Origin of the sequence: Aeromicrobium sp. (assembly GCF_037719875.1) — a bacterium.
In the GTDB taxonomy this organism is placed as follows: domain Bacteria; phylum Actinomycetota; class Actinomycetes; order Propionibacteriales; family Nocardioidaceae; genus Aeromicrobium.
Genome location: NZ_JBBJMJ010000001.1, coordinates 423,065 through 443,135, shown reverse-complemented (window position 1 = coordinate 443,135; position 20,071 = coordinate 423,065). Strand labels below are relative to the sequence as shown.

The following is a 20,071-nucleotide window of genomic DNA, read 5'->3' as shown; positions in this document are numbered from 1 at the left end:
GCCGGACCGAGTGACTGCACGATGCACCCCGCCAACGACCACCGCGCCCGCCAGCCCTGCTGCCGCCGCCGTGGCCGGGCCCAACTTGCCAGTCAGCTGCCTCATGGTCATCCGGTCGCTCCGTCCGCGTCGAGATCGTCTTCATCGTTGGTGCAGTCCCCGGTCGCGGCCTCGAGATCAAGCTCGGCGAGCGCCGCGGGGAAGTATGAGGCCAGCACCTCCACGTCGGGGAGCAGGTCGGCGCAGGCAAGCAACGAGAAGTTCAGCTTCGTGACGTAACTCCACACCGTCACATTGAGCCCGATGCCGTCGGCAAGCGGTCCCACGCTGAACATGTCGCTGAGTCGTGCCCCGCCGACCGAGACCGGCTCCCGCGGCCCCGGCACGTTGGAGACGGTCGCGTTGAACGCTGCCGGGTGCCAGGACGCGGCCTTGGCTCGGGAGTAGGCGCGCACGAGGACCGGGAAGACGCTCGGAGGGATGAACTGGCCCCAGTCGGACATCAGCTCGACACCCATGCGCTGCTGGATCTGCTTGGCGCTCGAGCTCGTCCGCGAGATGTGGCGCAGGCGTTCGACAGGATCGTCGATGTCCGTGGCCAGGGTCGTGAACATGTTGGAGACGCGGTTGCCCCCCAGACGCGGAGCGGCCCCACGTTGGTCGGCTCCGACGGGCACTCCTGCGGTCAACGAACGCGAAGGGTGCTCGTCGTGGGCGGCAAGCCAACGGCGCAGCACTCCGGACACCAGCGCGAGGACCATGTCGTTGATCGTCACCCCCTCGTGCTGCGAGCGGATCCGTCTGACTTCGGCGAAGGGCAGCGTGACCGTGGCGAAGTTGCGCTTTGCAGTCAGCGAGCCGTTGAAGGACGTGCGCGGCGCATCGAGCACTGGCATGGGCACCTCCCTGCCGTGCGCGCGCCGGTAGCGTCCGGCCGCCCACAGGCCCAGTGCTGTGCGCTTGAGAAGAGCAGGCAGCGAGAAGACCTGCATGGTTGCGTCCACGAGCGCCCGACGCACCAGCCACGGCCGGCCCGGGACCCGGTCGGTCGACTCATAGACCTCGTCGGGCGCCGGTGGCACGGCCGCGCTGCGCACGTCGGTGACGTTGCCCAGCAGCGCGTTGGCCGCAGATCCGTCGGCGAGGGCGTGGTGCATCTTGCCCACGACGGCGACTCGGCCGTCCGTCAGGCCCTCGCAGTAGTGCAGCTCCCACAACGGGAATCGCCGATCGAGCTGGGTGCTGGCGATCTGACCGATCAGCACCTCCAGATCGCGCATCGTGCCTCCGCCAGGAATTCGTTGGCGATGCAGGTGCCGCTGGGGGTCGATCCGTCGCTGGGTGACCCACATGGGGTGGTTCAGTCCGAACGGAGTCATCACCACCCGCCGCCGCATCGGCGGGAGCCGCTTGAGTCGAGCCAGGGTGCCGGTGACGAACGAGTCGAACGTGAGGTGCTCGGATGGCTCGAGGATCGCGATCTTCAAGGTGTGCATGTGCACCGTCGGCGTCTCGAGGTAGAGGAAGCCAGCGTCCATGCCCTCCATGCGTTCGATCGCCGGGTGCACCCGGGTGGCGCTCATCTGTTCACTCGCTGGCGCTCGCTCATGGGGTCGCCTCCGGCAGCTCGCGCACCATGACTTTGCCCGACGCGTTGCGTGGCAGCTCGTCAAGGAACAGCACGTCCCGCGGCACCTTGTAACCGGCGAGATTGGCACGTACCAGCTGGGTGAGGGTGCCGGCGTCCACCTCGCCGTTCGGGACGACGTACGCCGCAAGTCGTTGCCCGAAAGCCTCGTCGGGGACGCCGACCACGACCACCTCGCGGACGGCGTCGTGTGCGCCGAGGACCTTCTCGACCTCGATCGGATAGACGTTCTCACCGCCGCTGACGATCATGTCGTCGTCCCGGCCGAGGACGTGCAGAAGGCCGGCGGAATCGATCCGGCCGACGTCGCCGGTGACCATGAAGTCCTCGACGAAGTCCTTGGTGGCACCAGAGGTGTAACCGTCGAAAGGCGAGGAACCTCGCACCACGATTCGCCCGACGTCATCCGGCTCCAGGGCACGTCCCTCGTCGTCAACGATCCGGATCAGGGTTCCGCGCACCGCTCGACCGGCGGCGTCCGGCGACTGGCGCAGGTCCGCCGGGCCGGCGACGCTGATCTGTCCGGCTTCGGTGGCGTTGTAGCTGTTGTGCAGCACGTCGCCGTAGCGATCCATGAACCTGGTCACCGAGTCCGGTCGCATCCGAGAACCGCTCGCGGAGACGAACCGCAGACTTCGCAGCGAATGGCGGTCGAGGACGTCAGCCGGCAGATCCATGATCCGCTCGAGCATCACCGGCACGACCGACAGCCCGGTGGCGCCGTGCTCGTCGACCAGGGCGAGCGTCGCCTCGGGACCGAACCTGCGGCGCATCACCACGGTACAGGTCATGGTGGCGCCGATCACCAGCTGACCAAATCCCCAGGCGTGGAACATCGGGGCCGCGACGACGACGGTCTCCCCACCGCGCCAGGGAATCGCCTCGAGCATCCCGGCCAGCTCATCAGGGCCGCCGCCGGATCGCCGTGCGCCCTTGGGTGCGCCCGTGGTCCCAGAGGTCAGCAGGACCACCCGACCCGGTACGGACGCGTGCGGGGCAGGGCTGTCACGGTGCTGGGCGATCAGGCCGTCAGTGGTGAGGAGATCGGTGCCAATATCGGTGACGGTGTCGGTGTCGGTCCAGGCGAGGATCTCGACCAGATCATCGACCCGTGCTCTGGCGTCGGCAATCACCTCGGCGAACTCCTCGTCGTACACGATCACCCGCGCCCCCTCGCGCTCCATCACGTCGGCCAGCTGCGGCCCGGAGAAGCCGGTGTTGAGCAGGAGGGTGTTCGCGCCGACCCGGGTGCCGGCGAGCAGTGCGTCGATGAAACCGCGGTGGTTGCGGGCCAGGACCGCAACAGACTCCAGCGGACCGCCGTGAGCGGCAAGGAGGCCGGCACCGAGCGCGCCGGCGCGCACCTGGATCTCGGCCCACGTCACGCTTCCGCGATCATCGATCAGGCCGACGCCGCCGGGGTCGCGGACCGCGGCGAGCGCGAAACCGCTGGTGGCGTGGGTGCCTTGAGTTCGGAGGACCCTCGCCATCCCGAAGTACTTGTCCGGCCGCATGAGGGTGATCATCCGGCTCCCGAACAGGACCTTTCCGACCCACAGCTGCTTGGCCAGAGCGACCCAGAGTCGCCGAACGGTGTGCGTCACGGCCATGTCAGCCCAGCACCGGGAAGCGACGTTGACCGGCCAGGACATCGAGGGCGTCCTGCATACGGCTGCGGATCTCCACGTCGACCTCGGCGACATCGGGATCGGGCCCGAACTCAGCGATGATGTCGACCGGATCGAGCACCTGCGTGGTGATCTTCGACGGCAACGGGAGGTTGATCGGGAAAGCCGGGGTGAAGCCGAACGGGAACCCGAAGCTGATCGGGAAGTAGGGCATCCGCAGCGCCCTGCTCACGGGGCTGAATCGGGCGATCCACTCGCCGCGGGTGAGGTGGAACTGGTCCTCGTGGCCGCCGATCGAGACGACGGGGAGGATCGGGACCCCGGTCTCGATCGCGGTACGGACGTAGCCCGTGCGGCCACCGAAATCGATGACGTTTGCCTTGCTCTGCTCTCGCAGGCAGTCATAGTCCCCGCCGGGGAAGACGATGGTGGCGCCACCGGACGTCAGCACCTCCCGAGCGTTCTCCCGGGTGGCGCGGATCATCCCGTACTTGCGCATGATCCCCCCGAGCGGACCGATGAACAAGATGTCGTGCGAGAGGCAGTAGAGCGGTCGGTCATGCCCGAACTCATCGGCGATGCCGACTGCGATGATCGGCACATCCATCGGCAACAGGCCGCCAGAATGGTTGGAGACGATGAGCACACCACCCTCGGGCAGGCGATTCATGTCCCGGACCTCGCTCCGGAAGTAGCCCTTCATCGCCAGCCGAAGCAGCGGCATGACCTTGGCCACCGACTCCGGGGCTCTCCCGTCAACCCCGGTCATGCCGACGCGATCTTCGTGTCCGGTGCGGCCGGCGCGAGCAGATGCCGCCACTCGAAACGCTGCCACGCCTCGGGGTCCTGGCGGAGGCGATTGACCACCACGGCGAGCACCAGCGGACTCGCGACCATCCCGACATGGCTGCTGACGACCTCGATGTTCTCGGCGATGACAGGGGTGGTCGTCTCGTCCACTGTGCAGCCGGCCCACGAGGTGACTCCGTCAGAGCGAGACCAGATTGCGGTGGTCGGAACAGGCACCGGCTGTCTCAGCTCGTCGACGATGTCACGGGCCTGATCCGAGAGCCCGTGGCGGATCCGGGAACGCTCGAACATGGCGGTCGCGCGGGTCCGCTCGCCATCGGCCCTCCAAGGGGAGCCGAGGCAGATGATCTGCCGCACACGGTCCGGGTATGCGTGTGCGATGCGGCGGGCGAGCAGGCCGCCGAAGCTCCAGCCGATGATCGACACCGCCTCATCAGAGCTGTCGGCCACCTCAACGAACCGGTCCATCAGTCCGTCGACCAGCCGGTCGGTGAGGCCGACGTTGCGACCCAGCCGCCACCCGTGAGCGCGGAATCCGCGCTGGCGCAGGTGCGCGCGCAGCCGTCCGGTCGCGAAGTCGTTGGCCGAGAAGCCCGGCAGCACGAGCACCGAGCGCCCCTCGCCGAGGTTGCTCGTCGGGCTGACGGTGTCGAGGACGCGCGAGGACGCATACTCCCCGATCCAGCGCGGGAGCTCCAGTGCGGTCAGCAGAGCCGAGGGCGGGCCATGAGGGGTGCGCGCGTCATATGAGCCGGGCGTGGGCCCGGTCTCGCTCTCGAAGTCGTACACGCTGCTCCCCAGATCTCGAAACTAGAACACGTTCTAGTATGCCTTCTTCGAGGATCGGAGTCCAGATGGCCGTCGTCACCCGCGTTGCTCGGGCCCCTTCACCCTGGGGTCGTCGGGATCGGCCGAGTCGGTCCCGGGGATCGAGATCACCGCACCCCCGTCGGTGTCCAGGATCGTCCCCGTGACGTAGGACGCGGCGTCCGACGCGAGGAACAGCGCACTGTCGGCGACGTCGTCATTGGTGCCCCATCGCCGGAGCGGCATGGCTTGGGTGATCCGGTCCTTCATTTCCTGGGTCGGTGAGGCGACGTTCTCCATGCCCCAGGAACCCTCGATGGGGCCCGGGGAGATGCCGTTGACCCTCACGCCGCTCGGTCCCCACTCCAGCGCCAGGCACTTGATGAGCATGTTGACGCCGGCCTTGGCGGCACACACGTGGGCCTGGAAGTTCAGCGGCCTGACGGCCTCGGGAGCCGTGATCGCGATCAGCGCAGCACCGGGCTTGCGGAGCAGGTCGTGGCTGCCACGGAACACGTTGAAGGTGCCGACCAGATCGATGTCGACGACCGCCTTGAAGCCGTTGGCGGACATGCCTGTCGCCGGCGCATAGAAGTTGCCGGCCTGACCGGCGACCACGATGTCGATCGGGCCGAGCTCCTCGGCGGTGCTCGTGAGCGCAGCCTCGATGGCGTCGTAGTCACGCACGTCACCGCTGAAGCCGCGGACCTCACCGCCGATCTGCTTGAGCTCATCGACCGCGGCGTCGACCCGCTCCTGGTTGCGGCTCAGGACCGCGACCTTCGCACCCTGCTCGGCATATCGGCGCGCGATCGCCAGATTCATGCCGCGGGTGCCACCTGCGACGAAGGCCACCTTTCCCTCGAGGATCCGGGTCCCGAACGTGTCCGTCATGCGCTCGTGAGACGAGCGATCGTCTCGTCGTACTCGCGGACCAGGTCGGCCATCACCTCTGCGACGGGTCGTACGGTGTTCATCGAACCCACGATCTGGCCCACCGGCATCGAGATCGCGTCCGGGTTGCCGGCCGAGTTCATCCGGTTGTGGGCGTCGGCCACCAACAGGTTCTGCAGTGGCATCGGCAGCGGTGCGGGCGCGTCCTCGGTGTCCCACGCCTGGGTCCACCTGGTCTTGAGCAGCCGGGCCGGCTTGCCGGTGTAGATGCGCGTGCGCACCGTGTCGGCGCTGGATGCACGCAGGAACGCCTCGGTCATACCTGCGTTGGTGTTGAGGTTCTGGTATTCCTCGGTCGTCAGCCACACCGACCCGGTCCAGACCCCTTGAGCGCCGAGGGCGAGCGATGCCGCGACCTGGCGGCCGCGGCCGATGCCGCCCGCGCCCAGGACCGCGACGTCAGGTCCGACCGCGTCCACGATCTCCGGGGTCAGCACCATGCTGGCGATCTCACCGGTGTGACCGCCGGCCTCGTAACCCTGGGCGATGATGATGTCGACGCCGTTCTGCACGTGCGACAGCGCATGCTTCGCAGCGCCTGCCAGTGCTGCCACCTGCACACCGTGAGCGTGGGCCTTCTCGATGATGTCCGGCGGGGGCGACCCGAGAGCATTCGCGATCAGGACGGGGCGGTGGGCCAGAGCCACGTCGACGTGCGATCGGGCGACTGAGTGCAGCCAGCCCAGGACGCCGTCGCGCCCTTCACCCTCCGGCAGCGGAGGTACGCCGAGCTGCTGCAGGGTGCGCTCGACGAACGAGATGTGCTCCTGCGGGATCATCGCCTTCAGGTCGACCGATGAGCCCTCGGTCGGCACCGTCATCGGCATGACCACGTCGACGCCATACGGCTTGCCGTCGGTGTTGTCGTCGAGCCAGTCGAGCGTACGGTCGAGCTCGTCGGCCTCGTTGAACCGGACACAGCCCAGGACGCCCAGGCCGCCAGCCCGGGAGACGGCAGCCGCGACGTGCTCGGACGGGGTGAAGGCGAAGATCGGGAGCTCGATCCCGAAGCGCTCACAGAGCTCAGTGCGCATTGGCGTCGGCTCCTCGGTGGGTGGCTTCGGCGAGCTCCTTGGCGGCCGGATAGTTGGCCTTGCCCGTGGCGCTGCGAGGGATCTCATCGACGTACGAAACCGATCGCGGCAGCTTGTAGCCCGAGAGCAGCGGCCGCAGGTGGTTGCGGAGCTCCTCGAGGGAGGGTGGCTCCGCCGATCTCGGCTGGACGACGGCAGACACGTGTTGACCCCACGTGTCGTCGGTGACGCCGACCACGAGTGCGTCGTAGACCTCGGGATGACTCTTGAGCGCCATCTCGACCTCCTCGGGGTAGACCTTCTCGCCCCCGGTGTTGACGCAGTTGGAGCCTCGTCCGAGGAAGCTCACCAAGTTGCCGGCCTCGATGCGGACGTTGTCGCCGGGCACCGCGTAGCGCACACCGTCGACCTCGATGAAGGTGCGCGCCGACTTCTCGGGGTCGCCGTAGTAGCCGAGAGGAACGCTGCCGGAGCGGGCGAGGCGTCCGATCGCGCCGACGTCCGAGGGGTCGATCACCCGGTTGTGGTCGTCCAGGACGACGGTCTCCGCACCCAGCGCGACGACGGGCCCCTGCCCCTGGATGTTGTCGCTGTCCTGCAGGCCGGTACCCGAGAAGCCGGTCTCCGACGAGCCGACGGAGTCGGTGAAGAAGGCATTCGGGAATGCCTTCATCCAGCTCTCCTTGACCGGCCGGCTAAAGATCGCCGCACTGCTGGCGACAGCGACGAGCGAGCTGCCGTCGAATGTGCCCTGCTCATAGGCCTCGATCAGCGGGCGCGCCATCGCGTCGCCCGTCATGAAGATCAGCTGGACCTTCTCGCGGTCGATGATGCGCCAGGTCTCCGCCGCACTGAACGTCGGCTCGAGGATCGTCAGGTGCCCGGCGAAGAGGTGCATCAGCATTGCCGCCTGGGCACCGCCGTGCATCAGGGGACTCAGCGGGAACGTCACCATCGGCTCGCTGGTCCCGGCCTGCTCGGACTGCGTGTACTCCTCGATGCGGGTGCCGGACATGAAGTCGATGCCACCCCCGAGGACCCGCCAGAAGTCCTCATGGCGCCACATCACGCCCTTGGGGAAGCCGGTGGTGCCGCCGGTATAGACGATGTAGACATCGTCGCCGCTACGCGCCTCGAAGTCCCGCTCCGAGCTCTGTCCGGCCAGCGCCTCGTCCCATGAGATTCCGCCGAACGCCGAGATGTCGGCGTCATTGTCGGGATCCGTGGGATCGGGCATCGCCATGACGGTGGTGAGCTTGGCGTGCTGGGGCGCGGTGCGGGCGACCAGGTCGGCATACGTGCGCTCGTGCAGCAGAGCGACCATGTCGGAGTTCTCGAAGAGGTAGTTGAGCTCACCCTCGACATACCGATAGTTGACGTTGATCGCGACGGCACGGATCTTGAAGATCGCGAGCAGGGACACGACGTGCTCGATGCTGTTCTTGGCGTAGATCCCGACGTGGTCGCCCGTGCCGATACCCCGCGAAGAGAGGAAATGGGCGAGCCGGTTGGCCTGCTCCTCCAGCTCGGTGTAGGTCACCCTGCGGGGCCCGACCTGGATGATCGGACGCTCCGGTACGACGTCAACGGCATGCTCGAACAGGTCGGCGATGTTGAGTGGCATGAGGCCAAGACTAGAACACGTTCTCATTCTTGACTACGCTCTGGATCATGTCTTCCCACACTGAGCACTGCCTCGTCGAGCTGCACGGCAACACCTTGGTCGTCACGATGAACCGTCCAGATGCGCGCAACGCGCTGTCCGCCGAGATGATGGCGATCATGAGCGACGCCTGGGACCGGACCAATTCCGATCCTGACGTCAAGGTCGTGATCCTGACTGGCGCCGGCGGCTATTTCTGCGCAGGCGCCGACCTCAAGTCGATGTCGTCCTCCGCACCGACCGACCGGTTCGAGTCGGGCGAGTTCGACCCGGCGATCATCAAGCCGCTGCTCAAGGGTTTCCGCCTGACCAAGCCGCTCATCGCGGCGGTCGAGGGCCCGGCGATCGCCGGCGGCACCGAGATCCTGCAGGCCACTGACATCCGGGTCGCCGGCGAGTCCGCACGATTCGGCGTCTCTGAGCCGAAGTGGGGGCTCTACCCCCTGGGCGGCTCGGCCGTGCGGCTCCCCCGCCAGCTCCCGTACACGGTCGCGGCGGACCTGCTGCTCACCGGACGACACATCTTTGCGCCGGAGGCCAAGGAGATCGGCCTGATCGGACACGTCGTGCCCGACGGCGAGGCACTCGCGAAGGCGCACGAGCTGGCCGACCTGATCGCCGCCAACGGACCGCTCGCGGTCCAGGCAGTCCTCAAGACCATCCGCGACTCCGAGGGCAAGCACGAGGACGAGTGCTGGAAGGCGGACGCCGACGTCGGAGCCGCGGTCTTCGCCTCCGACGACGCCAAGGAAGGTCCCCGCGCGTTTGCCGAGAGGCGGACGCCGCAGTTCCAGGGCCGCTGACCGGCTGTCAGGCGGCCTGTCTGCGGCGTTCGATAGGCTGAGGGCGGCAGCCTTACGATGTCACTAATTTCCTGCAATAACAATAAAAATAGTCGCACATGCCTTGCATGAAGCAGCGCTTTCTGATTGAATAGAACACATGTTCGAGTCCTCCCCGCTGCCGACCGCCGTTGCGCCCGCTCTGTCAGCGGCCGCCGGTGCGTTGGACTCGATTGCGCTCGGCTCCTACGCCACCTTGACGCAGGCGGGCCAGATTGCTGCTTGTGAGGCGCTGGCCCGGCTGGAGTCCCGGGTCAAGGCCCATCAGCTGGCCGCCGCTCATGCGGCCGACGCCTCCGAGGCGGCCGCGACCGTGGGCGCAACGTCGACCGGCGCGATGCTGGCCAACACCTTCGGTGGCGATCCCGCCGCTGGCAACCGGCTGGTCAAGCAGGCCATGAAGCTCGAATCAGTGTCCGCCACCCAGCAGGCACTGGCTCGGGGCGAGGTGTCCTTGGCTCAGGCAGAGCTGATCGCCGACAAACTCACGGCACTACCCGGCGGGCCCACCGAGGCGCAACGTGACGGGTGCGAGAACCAGCTGCTGGACGACGCCCCGCGAATGACGTTGAAGGACCTGTCCCGCCGAGCCGACCGGATCAGTGACACCTTCGCTCCCGACAAGGTCGACGCACACGAGAACGACATCCTCATCGCTCGAGAGGCCAAAGCCTGGGCCAACTCCTATTGGTGGATCGCGGACCGCCGCGACGGCACCTACAAGGGCGAGTTCATCATCCCTGAAGCCCAAGGCGAAATGCTCAAGAACGTCCTCCAGGCCATCAACGCACCCCAGATCAAGATGGCCGCCGGCAAAGCAGTCGACGACCCGGCGCTGGCGGTGCTGGACGACAAACCGACGTATGGCCAGCAGATGGCCTCAGCGTTCTGCACCCTGATCGAACACCTGCCCGGCGACAAGCTCCCCCAGACTGCTGGAGTCGGCACCACCGTGACCGTCAACATCGACCTCGACAGCCTCATCGACGGGCTCAAGGCGGGCACTGTGTCCACCGGATGCCGCATTTCCGCCGGTGAGGCGCGTCGCATGGCCTGCGAGCAGGGGCTTCTGCCGATGGTGTTCAACGGTGGCCCACTCCCCCTGGACTGCGGACGCAAGGAACGTTGCTTCACGACAGCCCAACGCCGGGCCATGGGCAAGCGTGACGGCGGCTGCACCTTCCCAGGCTGCGACCGCCCGCCGTCCTGGTGCGTCGGCCACCATGCACGCAAACGGTGGGCCGAAGGCGGCACCACCGATCTCGTCGACGGCGTCCTCATCTGCGCCCACCATCACCGCATCGTGCACGTCCAACACTGGGACATCGTCTTCGCCGAGGACGGGCACCCCGACTACATCCCACCCGCCACGGTTGACCCCCGACGCAGACCCCTGCGCAATGCGAGATTCAGACCCCACACCGCGGCTGCCTAACCGACGCTGCGGGCGCCGGTCCAGAACTGCGACCTCAGCGCCTTCTTGTCCGGTTTGCCCAGAGCGGTCAGCGGCAGGGAGTCCACGACGATGACCTGCTTCGGCGACTGGACCGCACCCTTGCGATCCTTCACCGATGCCTGGATCTCTGCCGTCAACCTGGCACATGCCTCGTCGTCATGGGCCGCGTCCTCGCGCAGCACGACGATCGCCGTGACCGCCTCGCCAAACTTCTCGTGCGGAGTGCCAATCACGCCGACCTGGGCGATCGCCGGGTGCTCAGCAATGACGTCCTCGACCTCGCGCGGGAACACGTTGAATCCACCGCTGACGATCATGTCCTTCACTCGATCCACGATGTACCAGAAGCCGTCCTCGTCCTCGCGTGCGATGTCACCGGTGTGCAGCCAACCGTCGTGGAACGCCTCCGCGGTCTCCTCAGACTTGTTCCAGTAGCCGGCGGCGAGAACCGGTCCGGCGACACAGATCTCCCCCGGCTCTCCCTGCGGCACGGGGTGACCGTCCTCGCCTAGCAAGGCCGTGCGCAGGAAGGCGCTGGGGCGGCCGCAGCTGGCGAGTCGCTCGGGGGTGTGATCGGCCTTGGCCAGATAGGTGATCACCATCGGGCACTCGGACTGACCGAAGTACTGCGCGAAGATCGGGCCGAAGCGATCGATTGCCTCAGCAAGACGGGTCGGGTTGATCGCCGCGGCGCCGTAGTAGACGGTCTCCAGGCTGGACAGGTCACGGGTTCGTGAGTCCGGATGGTCCATCAGCGCGTAGAGCATGCTCGGGACCAGCATCGTCGCGGTGATCCGCTCCTCCTCGATCGTACGCAGCACGGTCGCCGGGTCGAACCCGGGCAGCACCACGAGCCGCCCACCCTTGGCGACCGTCGGGGCAAAGAACGCCGCACCGGCATGCGAAAGCGGTGTGCAGATGAGGAAGGTCGGAGCGTCAGGCCACTCCCACTCGGCCAGCTGTACGTGGGTCATCGCAGCGATGCTCGACGCCGTACCGATCACGCCCTTGGGCTTGCCGGTCGTACCCCCGGTGTAGGTGACGCCGACGACGTGATCGGGTGGGAGCTCCTTGGCGACCAGGGGCTGCACCTCGTACGTCGCAGCCCTCGCCGCGAGGTCGTCGATCGTGATCACCGTCGTGAGTCCGGGGACCTTGTGCTGAAGCGCCTCGGCCCGCTCCAGGAAGGGCGGCAGGTTGTCGACGATCAGGGCAGTCGCGCCGGCGTCCTCGAGCACGTAGGCGTGATCGTCGAGCGATCCGAGCGGGTGCAGTGCGGTGCGCCGATATCCCTGCGTCTGCCCGGCGCCGATCAGGAACAGGACCTCCGGCCGATTGGCGGCGAGCAGGCCGACCGCGGTGCCGGTGCCCGCGCCCAGATCCTCCAGCGCTCGCACGTAGCAGCTCATCTGGTCGGCCATCGCCTGCCCGGTGATGGTGCGGTCCCCGAGCTGGAGGACGGGGGCGTTGCGGTGTCGCCTGAGTGAGTGTAGGAGCATCTGCCCCGAGTGCGGGACTCGGTAGGTGTCGCCGTCGATTGTCAGAGCCATGGCACGAGACTAGATCACAGATAGAACGTGTTCCAGTTTTTGGCCTACCATGTGCGGATGAACAGCCGCCAGCGACCGAGTCATACGGCATGACGTCCGACGTCGTCGTGGTCGGATCAGGTGGCGGAGCCCTGATCGGGGCCTACCTGGCGCAGCGGTCGGGCCTCAGCACAGTGGTGCTGGAGCGCACCGACCTGATCGGTGGGACCTCGGCCTACTCCGGCGGCGCCTGCTGGCTCCCCGGTTCCGACGTGCAGCAACGGGCGGGTGTCGACGACTCAACCGAGTCCGCGCGGGCCTACCTCGAGGCGCTGCTGCCCGCGCCCTTCCCCTCCGTCGTCGAGACCTTCCTGGCCGAAGCCCCGACGCTCGTGGCGACGCTGGAGGCCGACGACGCGTTCGAGTTCGAGTGGCTGCCGTTCCCTGAGTACTTCGACGCTCCCGGGCGCGTGACGATGGGGCGGTCGATCCAACCCGTCGACATCCGCCGCGACGAGCTGCCCGCGGAGGTCGCCGCACTCGTACGCCCACCGGTCGAGAGTGACCGGGTCGGCGCGGGCGGACGCAGGACCCTCACGGGTGGGCAGGCGCTGATCGCCCGCGCGCTCCATGCCTTCGTCCGCGAAGGAGGCACCGTGCTGACCGGCCACCACGTGACCGACTACCTCGTCGAGGACGGTCGCGTGGTCGGCGTCGAGGCGACCGCCGCTGACGGACCGACCTCGATACGGGCCGACCGGGGCGTCCTCGTCGCCGCGGGCGGATTCGAGGGCAGCTCGGCCATGCGTCTCGAGTACGGCGTGCCCGGCGACGCCGAGTGGACCATGGCGCCGGCCGGTACGAACGCCGGCGAGCTCATCGAGGCCGGGCTCACTCTCGGAGCCGCGATCGACCACATGGACCAGGGCTGGCTGTGCCCCGGCCTCGAGCAGCCGGACGGCGGCGGATCCTTCACGCTCGGGTTCCGCGGAGGCGTCATGGTCGACACGCACGGCCGTCGGTATGCGAACGAGTGCCTCCCCTACGACCGCTTCGGACGTGCGATGGCCGAGTCAGCCGACCGGATTCCGTCCCACCTCGTCTTCGACTCCCGCGAGGGTGGGCGGTTGCCGGCGATCGCGATGCCCGAGGGCGATCCGGAGCAGCATCTTGCCGCCGGCACGTGGGTCCGCGCTGACACGCTTGCCGAGCTGGCGTCCCTGCGTGGTCTGACCGACCTGAGTGAGACGATCGACCGGTTCAACGCAGGTGTCGAGAGCGGCCTCGACGACTTCGGCCGCGGCGTCGACGAGTACGACGCCTTCTTCACCGGCGGGGCCGACAGGGCTCTGGTCCCGATCGACACTCCCCCTTTCTACGCCGCGCGGTTCGTGCTGTCGGACCTCGGCACCAAAGGTGGTCTGGTCACCGACGAGAACGGGAGGGTTCTCCGCGGGGACGGCCGGCCGATCCCGGGCCTCTACGCGACCAGCAACAGCGCTGCATCGATATTCGGTTCGGTCTATCCCGGGCCCGGCGCACCGCTGGGCCAGGCGCTGGTGTTCGCCTCGCTCGCCGTGCAACACATAAGCGCGGCGGAGGGGACATGAGCAAGACCCAGTCGTTGGTCCGCGTCGCCCTCGCATACGTCATCGCGTTCGCCGTCGCGGCCGCCTGGCTCGGGTGGGGTCCCAGCACTGACCGGCTGTGGCTCGACACCTTGGTGGCCGATCTCCTCGCGACCCTCGTGATCTTCGGCGCCAGCCGGATCTACCAGAACTCCAGCTTCTACGACGCGTACTGGAGCGTCATCCCGCCGGCGATCTTCATCTACTGGTGGGCCGAGACCGGCGCCGAGGGGGCCCGCATGTGGCTCGTGCTGCTGGTCATCTCCGTGTGGGCGATACGCCTGACGGCCAACTGGGCGTATGGGTGGCCCGGCATGCACCACGAGGACTGGCGCTACCCGATGCTCAAGGAGGGGGCCGGCAGGCTCGAGGCCTCCACCGACCTGATGGCGATCCACGTGTTCCCGACCTTGCAGGTCTTCTTGGCGTTGACCCCTGCCTATGTCGTCGTCACGCATACGGACCGGGGCGTGGGCTGGCTCGACGTCGTTGCCTGCGGGGTCGGCCTGGGCGCGGTCGCCCTCGAGCTCGGCGCCGACCAGCAGATGCACCGGTTCGTCCGGGATCGCCAGCCGGGTCAGGTCATGGACCGCGGCCTGTGGTCGTGGTCGCGGCACCCCAACTACGTCGGCGAGGTCGGCTTCTGGCTGTCCCTGGCCCTGTTCGGCCTCGCCGCGTCGCCGGACGACTGGTGGTGGGTGTTCGCCGGAACCCTCGCGATGCTGATGATGTTCGTCTTCGCGAGCATCCCGATGATGGAGAAGCGCAGCCTCGAGCGCCGTCCGGACTATCAGGACGTGATCGAACGGGTCTCCGTCTTCTGGCCGCGGCCACCGAAGGCCAAGCGTTGACCAGGCCGAAGGTTAACGACGCCCTGCTCCAACCACTGATCGTGAAGCGCGGCATCTACCGCGGCATCAGAGGCAACCCATCGAAGGAGAACTCATGATCACCTCGGACGCCATCACCTGGAACGCCCCGAACGACCCCCACCCCGCGCGTGAAGCATCGCAGCGCTCCTACTCCGCGGTCGCCAAGGGTGACCTCACGGAATGGCTCAGCGTGTATGCCGAGGACGCCGTGCTCGAGGATCCCGTCGGTCCGTCGATGTTCGATGAGAAGGGTGAGGGACACCGCGGTCACGACGGCATCTCGGCGTTCTGGGACGTCGCCATCGCACCGATCGACACCTTCGAGTTCACGATCACCGACTCGTTCGCCAATCCCGGCAGCAGCACGTGTGCGAACGTCGGGCGGATCAAGACCTCCTTCGCCGACGGCTCGCACACCACGACCGACCTGATCATGGTCTACGTCGTCAATGACGACGGCCGGGTCGCCTCGATGAAGGCGTACTGGGAGCCCGACCGCACGATGGCGTCATTCACCTCGGCCTGACCGGCAGAGACCTCTTGCAGGCAAAACTAGAACGTGTTTCACTTTGTCCCGTGACCGGACATGGAACCCTGCACGCACCCCTGAACGTCGAGTTCGACTACACCCGATCGCTCGGCCCCACGCTCTCTGGATTCATGACCGGCCTCAAGCGCCGTCAGATCCTGGGTGGCGTGCTCTCCGACGGAACCGTGGCAGTCCCGCCGCCTGAGTACGACGGCACGACGTTCGCCCCCATCACCGAGCTTCGGCCGGTCGCCGATGTGGGCATCGTCCAGAGCTGGGCCTGGGTGCCGGAGCCCGTGCCCGGCCAGCCGCTCGACAAGCCGTTCGCGTTCGCGCAGATTGCGCTCGACGGTGCTGATCGACCGCTGCTCCACGCCGTCGCCGTCGACTCTGCCGCCGACATCCAGACCGGTATGCGCGTGCGCGCCGTGTGGGCTGACGAACCTGTCGGAGCGATCAACGACATCCGCTGGTTCGAGCCCGAGTGCGACTCGCCGGCGACCATCCCAGGTCCCGAAGGCGACCAGGTGGAAGGGATCATCTCCCCGGTTCACCTCCTGTATGACTACGCCGCGTCGCCAGAGGAGTCGAAGTTCTTCCGCGGGCTCGCCGAGGGCAAGCTCATCGGCCAGCGCTGCCCCGTGTGCGAAAAGGTCTACGTGCCACCGCGCGGCGCCTGCCCCGTGGACGGTGTGCCGACCACGGACGAGGTCGAGGTTGCCGACACCGGCACCATCACCACGTTCTGCATCGTCAACGTGCCATTCGCCGGACAGAAGATCCAGATCCCCTACGTCTCGGCCTACGTGCTGCTCGACGGGGCCGACATCGCGTTCCTGCACCTGATCCTCGGCGTGGACGCCGCTGACGTGCGGATGGGCATGCGCGTCAAGGCGGCGTGGAAGCCGAAGGACGAGTGGGGCACCACTGTCGAGAACATCAGCTACTTCGAGCCGACGGGCGAGCCCGACGCCGACTACGAGACCTACAGGAACCACCTATGACGAGCGAGCGCCAGCGAGCAAGCAGTCAGCACCTCATGCCGATGCCTCCGTACCGTGCCTTCTCCACGGAGCCGATGCCTCCGTACCGTGCCTTTTCCACGGAGGTGGCGGCATGAGAGACGTGGCGATCGTCGGGTTCTCCCAGCGGCAGGAAAAGGTGTTCGACGGCTCGCCGACCTGCGTCGAGCAGCTCGTACCGATGTTCGCCGACATCTGGGAAGAGACCGGCTGGACCAAGAGTGACATCGACTTCTGGTGCTCCGGCTCCAGCGACTACCTCGCCGGGCGCGGCTTCTCGTTCGTCGCAGCCGTCGACGCGATCGGCGCACTGCCGCCCGTCATGGAGTCGCACGTCGAGATGGACGCCGCCTGGGCGCTGTACGAAGCGTGGATCAAGATCCAGACAGGCCACGTCGACACCGCGCTGGTCTATGGCTTCGGCAAGTCCTCCGCGGGCACGCTCCGCCGCACGATGACACTGCAGCTCGACCCCTACACCGTCACGCCACTGTGGCCCGACGCCGTGTCGATCGCCGGCATGCAGGCACGTCTGGGACTCGAGAAGGGACTGTGGACCGAGCAGCAGATGGCCGAGGTGGTCGCCCGGTCGATGACTGATGCCGCGGACAACGAGTGGGCGATCCGCAAGGGCGCCACCACTGTCGACGTCGCGCTCAGCCAGCCGATGTACGCAGACCCACTGCGTCGCTGGGACTGTGCACCGGTCTCCGACGGAGCATCCGCCCTGGTCATCGCCGCCGCAGACTCCCCCGCGCTGGAGCGCCTGAAGAGCACACCGGCCTGGATCACCGGGTTCGAGCATCGCATCGAGCCGATCTCACTGACCGCTCGTGACCTGACCACCTCCGAGGGCACGGCCGCTGCGGGTGCTGCCGCTGGAGCTGACGGGGTGGACCTCGCCGAGCTGCATGCGCCGTTCTCGCACCAGGAGCTGATCCTGCGCAAAGCGCTGGGACTTGGCGACGACGTACGCATCAACCCGTCGGGTGGGGCGCTCACCGCCAACCCGATGTTCACCGCCGGACTCAATCGCATCGGCGAGGCCGCCAGCGAGGTGCAGGCCGGACGCTCGAAGAAGGCGCTGGCCCATGCCACGTCGGGACCGGCGCTGCAGCAGAACCTGGTGCTCACGATGGAGGCTCGTTGATGTCCACACTCGCTGCCGTGATCGGCTTCGGCCAGACTCACCACCGCGCCAAGCGCGAAGATGTGTCGATGGCCGGGCTCCTGCGCGAGGCGGTCGATCGTGCTCTCGAAGACGCCCAGGTGACGTTCAACGACATCGACGCGGTGGTCGTCGGCAAGGCGCCCGACCTCTTCGAGGGCGTGATGATGCCCGAGCTCTACCTCGCCGAGGCACTCGGCGCTGCGGGCAAGCCTCTGCTCCGGGTGCACACCGCCGGATCGGTCGGCGGATCCACCGCGATCGTTGCCGCGTCGCTGGTCGAGTCCGGGGTGCACCAACGCGTGCTGACGGTCGCGTACGAGAAGCAGTCCGAGTCCAATGCCATGTGGGCGCTGTCGCTGCCGGTGCCGTTCATCATGCCGGTGCACGCCGGAGCTGGCGGCTACTTCGCACCGCACGTACGCTCCTACATCCGACGTTCCGGGGCCCCTAGGCACATTGGCGCGATCGTGGCCGCAAAGGACCGGCAGAACGCGCTGAAGAATCCGTTCGCCCACCTCAAGAACCCCGACACCACGGTGGAGTCGGTGCTCGCATCACAGATGCTGTGGGACCCGATCCGGTACGACGAGACCTGCCCGTCCTCCGATGGCGCAGCAGCCTTGGTCATCGCCTCGGAGGGTGCCGTTGCGAAGTCCAGCATCAAGAACCCAGCGTGGATCCACGGCACCCAGATGCGCAGCGAGCCCACGACGGCCGCAGAGCGCGACCAGGTCAACCCCCATGCAGGACGCGAGGCCGCTGCTGCATTGTGGAAGCAGGTGGGCATCTCCTCGCCGATCGACGAGATCGATTGCGCCGAGATCTATGTGCCGTTCTCGTGGTTCGAGCCGATGTGGCTGGAAAATCTCGGCTTCGCCGAGGCCGGGGACGGTTGGAAGCTCACCGAGGCGGGTGAGACCCGGATCGAAGGTCGCATCCCCGTCAACATGAGTGGTGGCGTCCTGTCCTCCAACCCGATCGGCGCCAGCGGCATGCTGCGCTTCGGCGAGGCAGCGCTCCAGGTGATGGGTGAGGCCGGCGAGCACCAGGTCGACGGTGCCCGAAAGGCGCTGGGGCATGCGTACGGCGGCGGCTCGCAGTTCTTCGCGATGTGGGTCGTCGGCGCCGACAAGCCCGCCCACTGACGGCTTCGGCCCGCCCCCCCGCGGGGGGGGCCGCCGACGCGGCGATGACGGTCAGGCGTACCTGACCGGGAGCTCCTTGATGCCGTTGATCCAGCCATGCCGGAGGCGTCGAGCCTCACCGGTCCTGGTGATGTCAGGAAGCCGGTCGGCGATCGTGTTGAACATGATCTCGACCTCGAGCCGGGCGAGGTTGGCGCCGATGCAGTAGTGGGCTCCATGTCCGCCGAACGACAGGTGGGGGTTCGGGCTTCGGGTGATGTCGAAGGTCCCGGGGTCGGTGAAGACCTTCTCGTCGTGGTTGGCGCTGGCGTAGTAGAGACCGACGCGCTCGCCCTGCTTGACCTGCTGGTCGCCCACCATCACGTCGTTGAGCGCGGTGCGCTGGAAGACGGTCACCGGCGTCGCCCACCGGATCACCTCATCGACCATCGTCGCTGGCCGCTCGGCCTTCCACAGCTCCCACTGATCGGGGTGGTCGAAGAACGCGTTCATGCCGTGAGTGATCGCATTGCGGGTGGTCTCGTTGCCGGCGACCGCCAGCATGATCACGAAGTAGCCGAACTCGTCCTCGCCGAGCTTGCCGTGCCCGTCGACATCGGCTGTGACGAGCTTGGTGATGATGTCGTCCTGGGGGTTCTCCCGGCGCTGCTCGGCCAGTCCCATGGCATAGCCGAGAATCTCAGCGGCGGCATCATCTGGACTCCCCTCGAAATCGGGGTCGTCGTAGGACATCATCGTGTTGGACCAGTCGAAGAGCTTGCGCCGGTCCTCCTGCGGTACGCCCATCAGGTCGGCTATTGCCTGAAGGGGCAGCTCTGAGGCGACCTCGTCGACGAAGTCGCCTGAGCCCTTCTCGATGGCGAGGTCGATGATGCTGTTGGCCCGCTGGACGAGGACGTCATGCTGGGCGTCGATCGAGCGCGGCGTGAAGCCGCGACTGATGATCTGCCGGATCTTGGTGTGGTCCGGCGGATCCTGGTTGATCAACATCACCTTCTGGAACTCGACCTGGTCCCGGGTCATGTCAGGAGCGAAGCGGATGATCGCGCCGTTCTCCTGGCTGGAGAAGTCCTTGCTGTTCTTCGACACGGCGGACACGTCGGCGTGACTGCTCACCGCCCAGAAGCCCTCACCGTCGAAGCCGGCTCGTGCTTCCGGCGGCTGCTCGACCCACCAGACCGGCGCCGTCTGCCGCAGCTCGACGAATTGCTCGAGTGGGACACCCACCTGACACAGGTCGGGGTCGGTCGGGTCGAAACCGGCTGGAACAGCGGGAACGGCAGGGGCCGAGGGCGTTGTGGTCACATCACTCCTGATTTCTAGAACACGTTCT

At 67.3% G+C, this 20,071-nt stretch carries 17 protein-coding genes; 8 read left to right on the top strand and 9 right to left on the bottom strand.

Annotated features, from left to right (window positions below; all coding sequences use genetic code 11):
* Positions 1-107: 107 nt before the first annotated feature.
* From WKF39_RS02225 to WKF39_RS02195, 7 genes are all read right to left on the bottom strand, one after another.
* Positions 108-1,583, bottom strand: a complete 1,476-nt coding sequence (locus WKF39_RS02225; protein WP_340385442.1) for a wax ester/triacylglycerol synthase family O-acyltransferase — start codon at positions 1,581-1,583, stop codon at positions 108-110.
* 22 nt (positions 1,584-1,605) lie between these two features.
* Positions 1,606-3,252, bottom strand: coding sequence for an AMP-binding protein (locus tag WKF39_RS02220; protein WP_340385440.1), 1,647 nt, complete (start codon positions 3,250-3,252; stop codon positions 1,606-1,608).
* 7 nt (positions 3,253-3,259) lie between these two features.
* Positions 3,260-4,045 (bottom strand): 1-acyl-sn-glycerol-3-phosphate acyltransferase, encoded by a 786-nt coding sequence (locus WKF39_RS02215; RefSeq protein ID WP_340385438.1) that lies wholly within the window; start codon positions 4,043-4,045, stop codon positions 3,260-3,262.
* Complete coding sequence (locus WKF39_RS02210; protein ID WP_340385436.1) at positions 4,042-4,875, bottom strand: alpha/beta hydrolase; 834 nt, start codon at positions 4,873-4,875, stop codon at positions 4,042-4,044. Before WKF39_RS02210 ends, WKF39_RS02215 begins: the two co-directional genes overlap by 4 nt.
* 75 nt (positions 4,876-4,950) lie before the next feature.
* The gene (locus WKF39_RS02205) at positions 4,951-5,787 is read right to left on the bottom strand and encodes an SDR family oxidoreductase (RefSeq protein ID WP_340385434.1); all 837 of its coding nucleotides are present in this window, start codon (positions 5,785-5,787) and stop codon (positions 4,951-4,953) included.
* A complete protein-coding gene (locus WKF39_RS02200; protein WP_340385432.1) occupies positions 5,784-6,881 on the bottom strand; it encodes a nitronate monooxygenase family protein in 1,098 nt (365 codons plus the stop codon). Before WKF39_RS02200 ends, WKF39_RS02205 begins: the two co-directional genes overlap by 4 nt.
* Complete coding sequence (locus WKF39_RS02195) at positions 6,871-8,505, bottom strand: acyl-CoA synthetase (RefSeq protein WP_340385430.1); 1,635 nt, start codon at positions 8,503-8,505, stop codon at positions 6,871-6,873. Before WKF39_RS02195 ends, WKF39_RS02200 begins: the two co-directional genes overlap by 11 nt.
* A 47-nt stretch (positions 8,506-8,552) precedes the next feature.
* On the opposite strand from WKF39_RS02195, the gene WKF39_RS02190 reads away from it, so the two are divergent.
* Both WKF39_RS02190 and WKF39_RS02185 read left to right on the top strand, forming a co-directional pair.
* Complete coding sequence (locus tag WKF39_RS02190) at positions 8,553-9,347, top strand: crotonase/enoyl-CoA hydratase family protein (protein WP_340385428.1); 795 nt, start codon at positions 8,553-8,555, stop codon at positions 9,345-9,347.
* A 139-nt stretch (positions 9,348-9,486) separates the two neighbouring features.
* Positions 9,487-10,821 carry a DUF222 domain-containing protein gene (locus tag WKF39_RS02185; RefSeq protein ID WP_340385426.1) on the top strand — a complete coding sequence of 445 codons (1,335 nt, stop codon included), beginning with the start codon at positions 9,487-9,489 and terminating at the stop codon, positions 10,819-10,821.
* Here WKF39_RS02185 and fadD8 read toward each other — a convergent pair.
* Positions 10,818-12,392: a fatty-acid--CoA ligase FadD8 gene (fadD8, locus tag WKF39_RS02180; protein ID WP_340385424.1), complete on the bottom strand. Its 1,575-nt coding sequence runs from the start codon at positions 12,390-12,392 to the stop codon at positions 10,818-10,820. The genes WKF39_RS02185 and fadD8 overlap by 4 nt on opposite strands.
* 89 nt (positions 12,393-12,481) lie before the next feature.
* Between fadD8 and WKF39_RS02175 the strand changes: the two genes are divergently transcribed.
* From WKF39_RS02175 to WKF39_RS02150, 6 genes are all read left to right on the top strand, one after another.
* Positions 12,482-13,981, top strand: coding sequence for an FAD-dependent oxidoreductase (locus tag WKF39_RS02175; RefSeq protein WP_340385422.1), 1,500 nt, complete (start codon positions 12,482-12,484; stop codon positions 13,979-13,981).
* Positions 13,978-14,850 (top strand): DUF1295 domain-containing protein, encoded by an 873-nt coding sequence (locus WKF39_RS02170; protein ID WP_340385420.1) that lies wholly within the window; start codon positions 13,978-13,980, stop codon positions 14,848-14,850. Before WKF39_RS02175 ends, WKF39_RS02170 begins: the two co-directional genes overlap by 4 nt.
* Before the next feature lie 94 nt (positions 14,851-14,944).
* Positions 14,945-15,397 (top strand): nuclear transport factor 2 family protein, encoded by a 453-nt coding sequence (locus WKF39_RS02165; RefSeq protein WP_340385418.1) that lies wholly within the window; start codon positions 14,945-14,947, stop codon positions 15,395-15,397.
* Positions 15,398-15,447: 50 nt separating this feature from the next.
* Positions 15,448-16,404, top strand: coding sequence for an OB-fold domain-containing protein (locus WKF39_RS02160; RefSeq protein WP_340385416.1), 957 nt, complete (start codon positions 15,448-15,450; stop codon positions 16,402-16,404).
* Between the two features lie 112 nt (positions 16,405-16,516).
* Positions 16,517-17,572 (top strand): thiolase domain-containing protein, encoded by a 1,056-nt coding sequence (locus WKF39_RS02155; protein ID WP_340385414.1) that lies wholly within the window; start codon positions 16,517-16,519, stop codon positions 17,570-17,572.
* Positions 17,572-18,738, top strand: a complete 1,167-nt coding sequence (locus WKF39_RS02150; protein ID WP_340385413.1) for a thiolase domain-containing protein — start codon at positions 17,572-17,574, stop codon at positions 18,736-18,738. The genes WKF39_RS02155 and WKF39_RS02150 overlap by 1 nt, the downstream gene beginning before the upstream one ends.
* Before the next feature lie 51 nt (positions 18,739-18,789).
* Here the strand turns inward: WKF39_RS02150 and WKF39_RS02145 are convergent, their stop codons facing one another.
* Positions 18,790-20,043, bottom strand: a complete 1,254-nt coding sequence (locus WKF39_RS02145; protein ID WP_340385412.1) for a cytochrome P450 — start codon at positions 20,041-20,043, stop codon at positions 18,790-18,792.
* Positions 20,044-20,071: the final 28 nt, after the last annotated feature.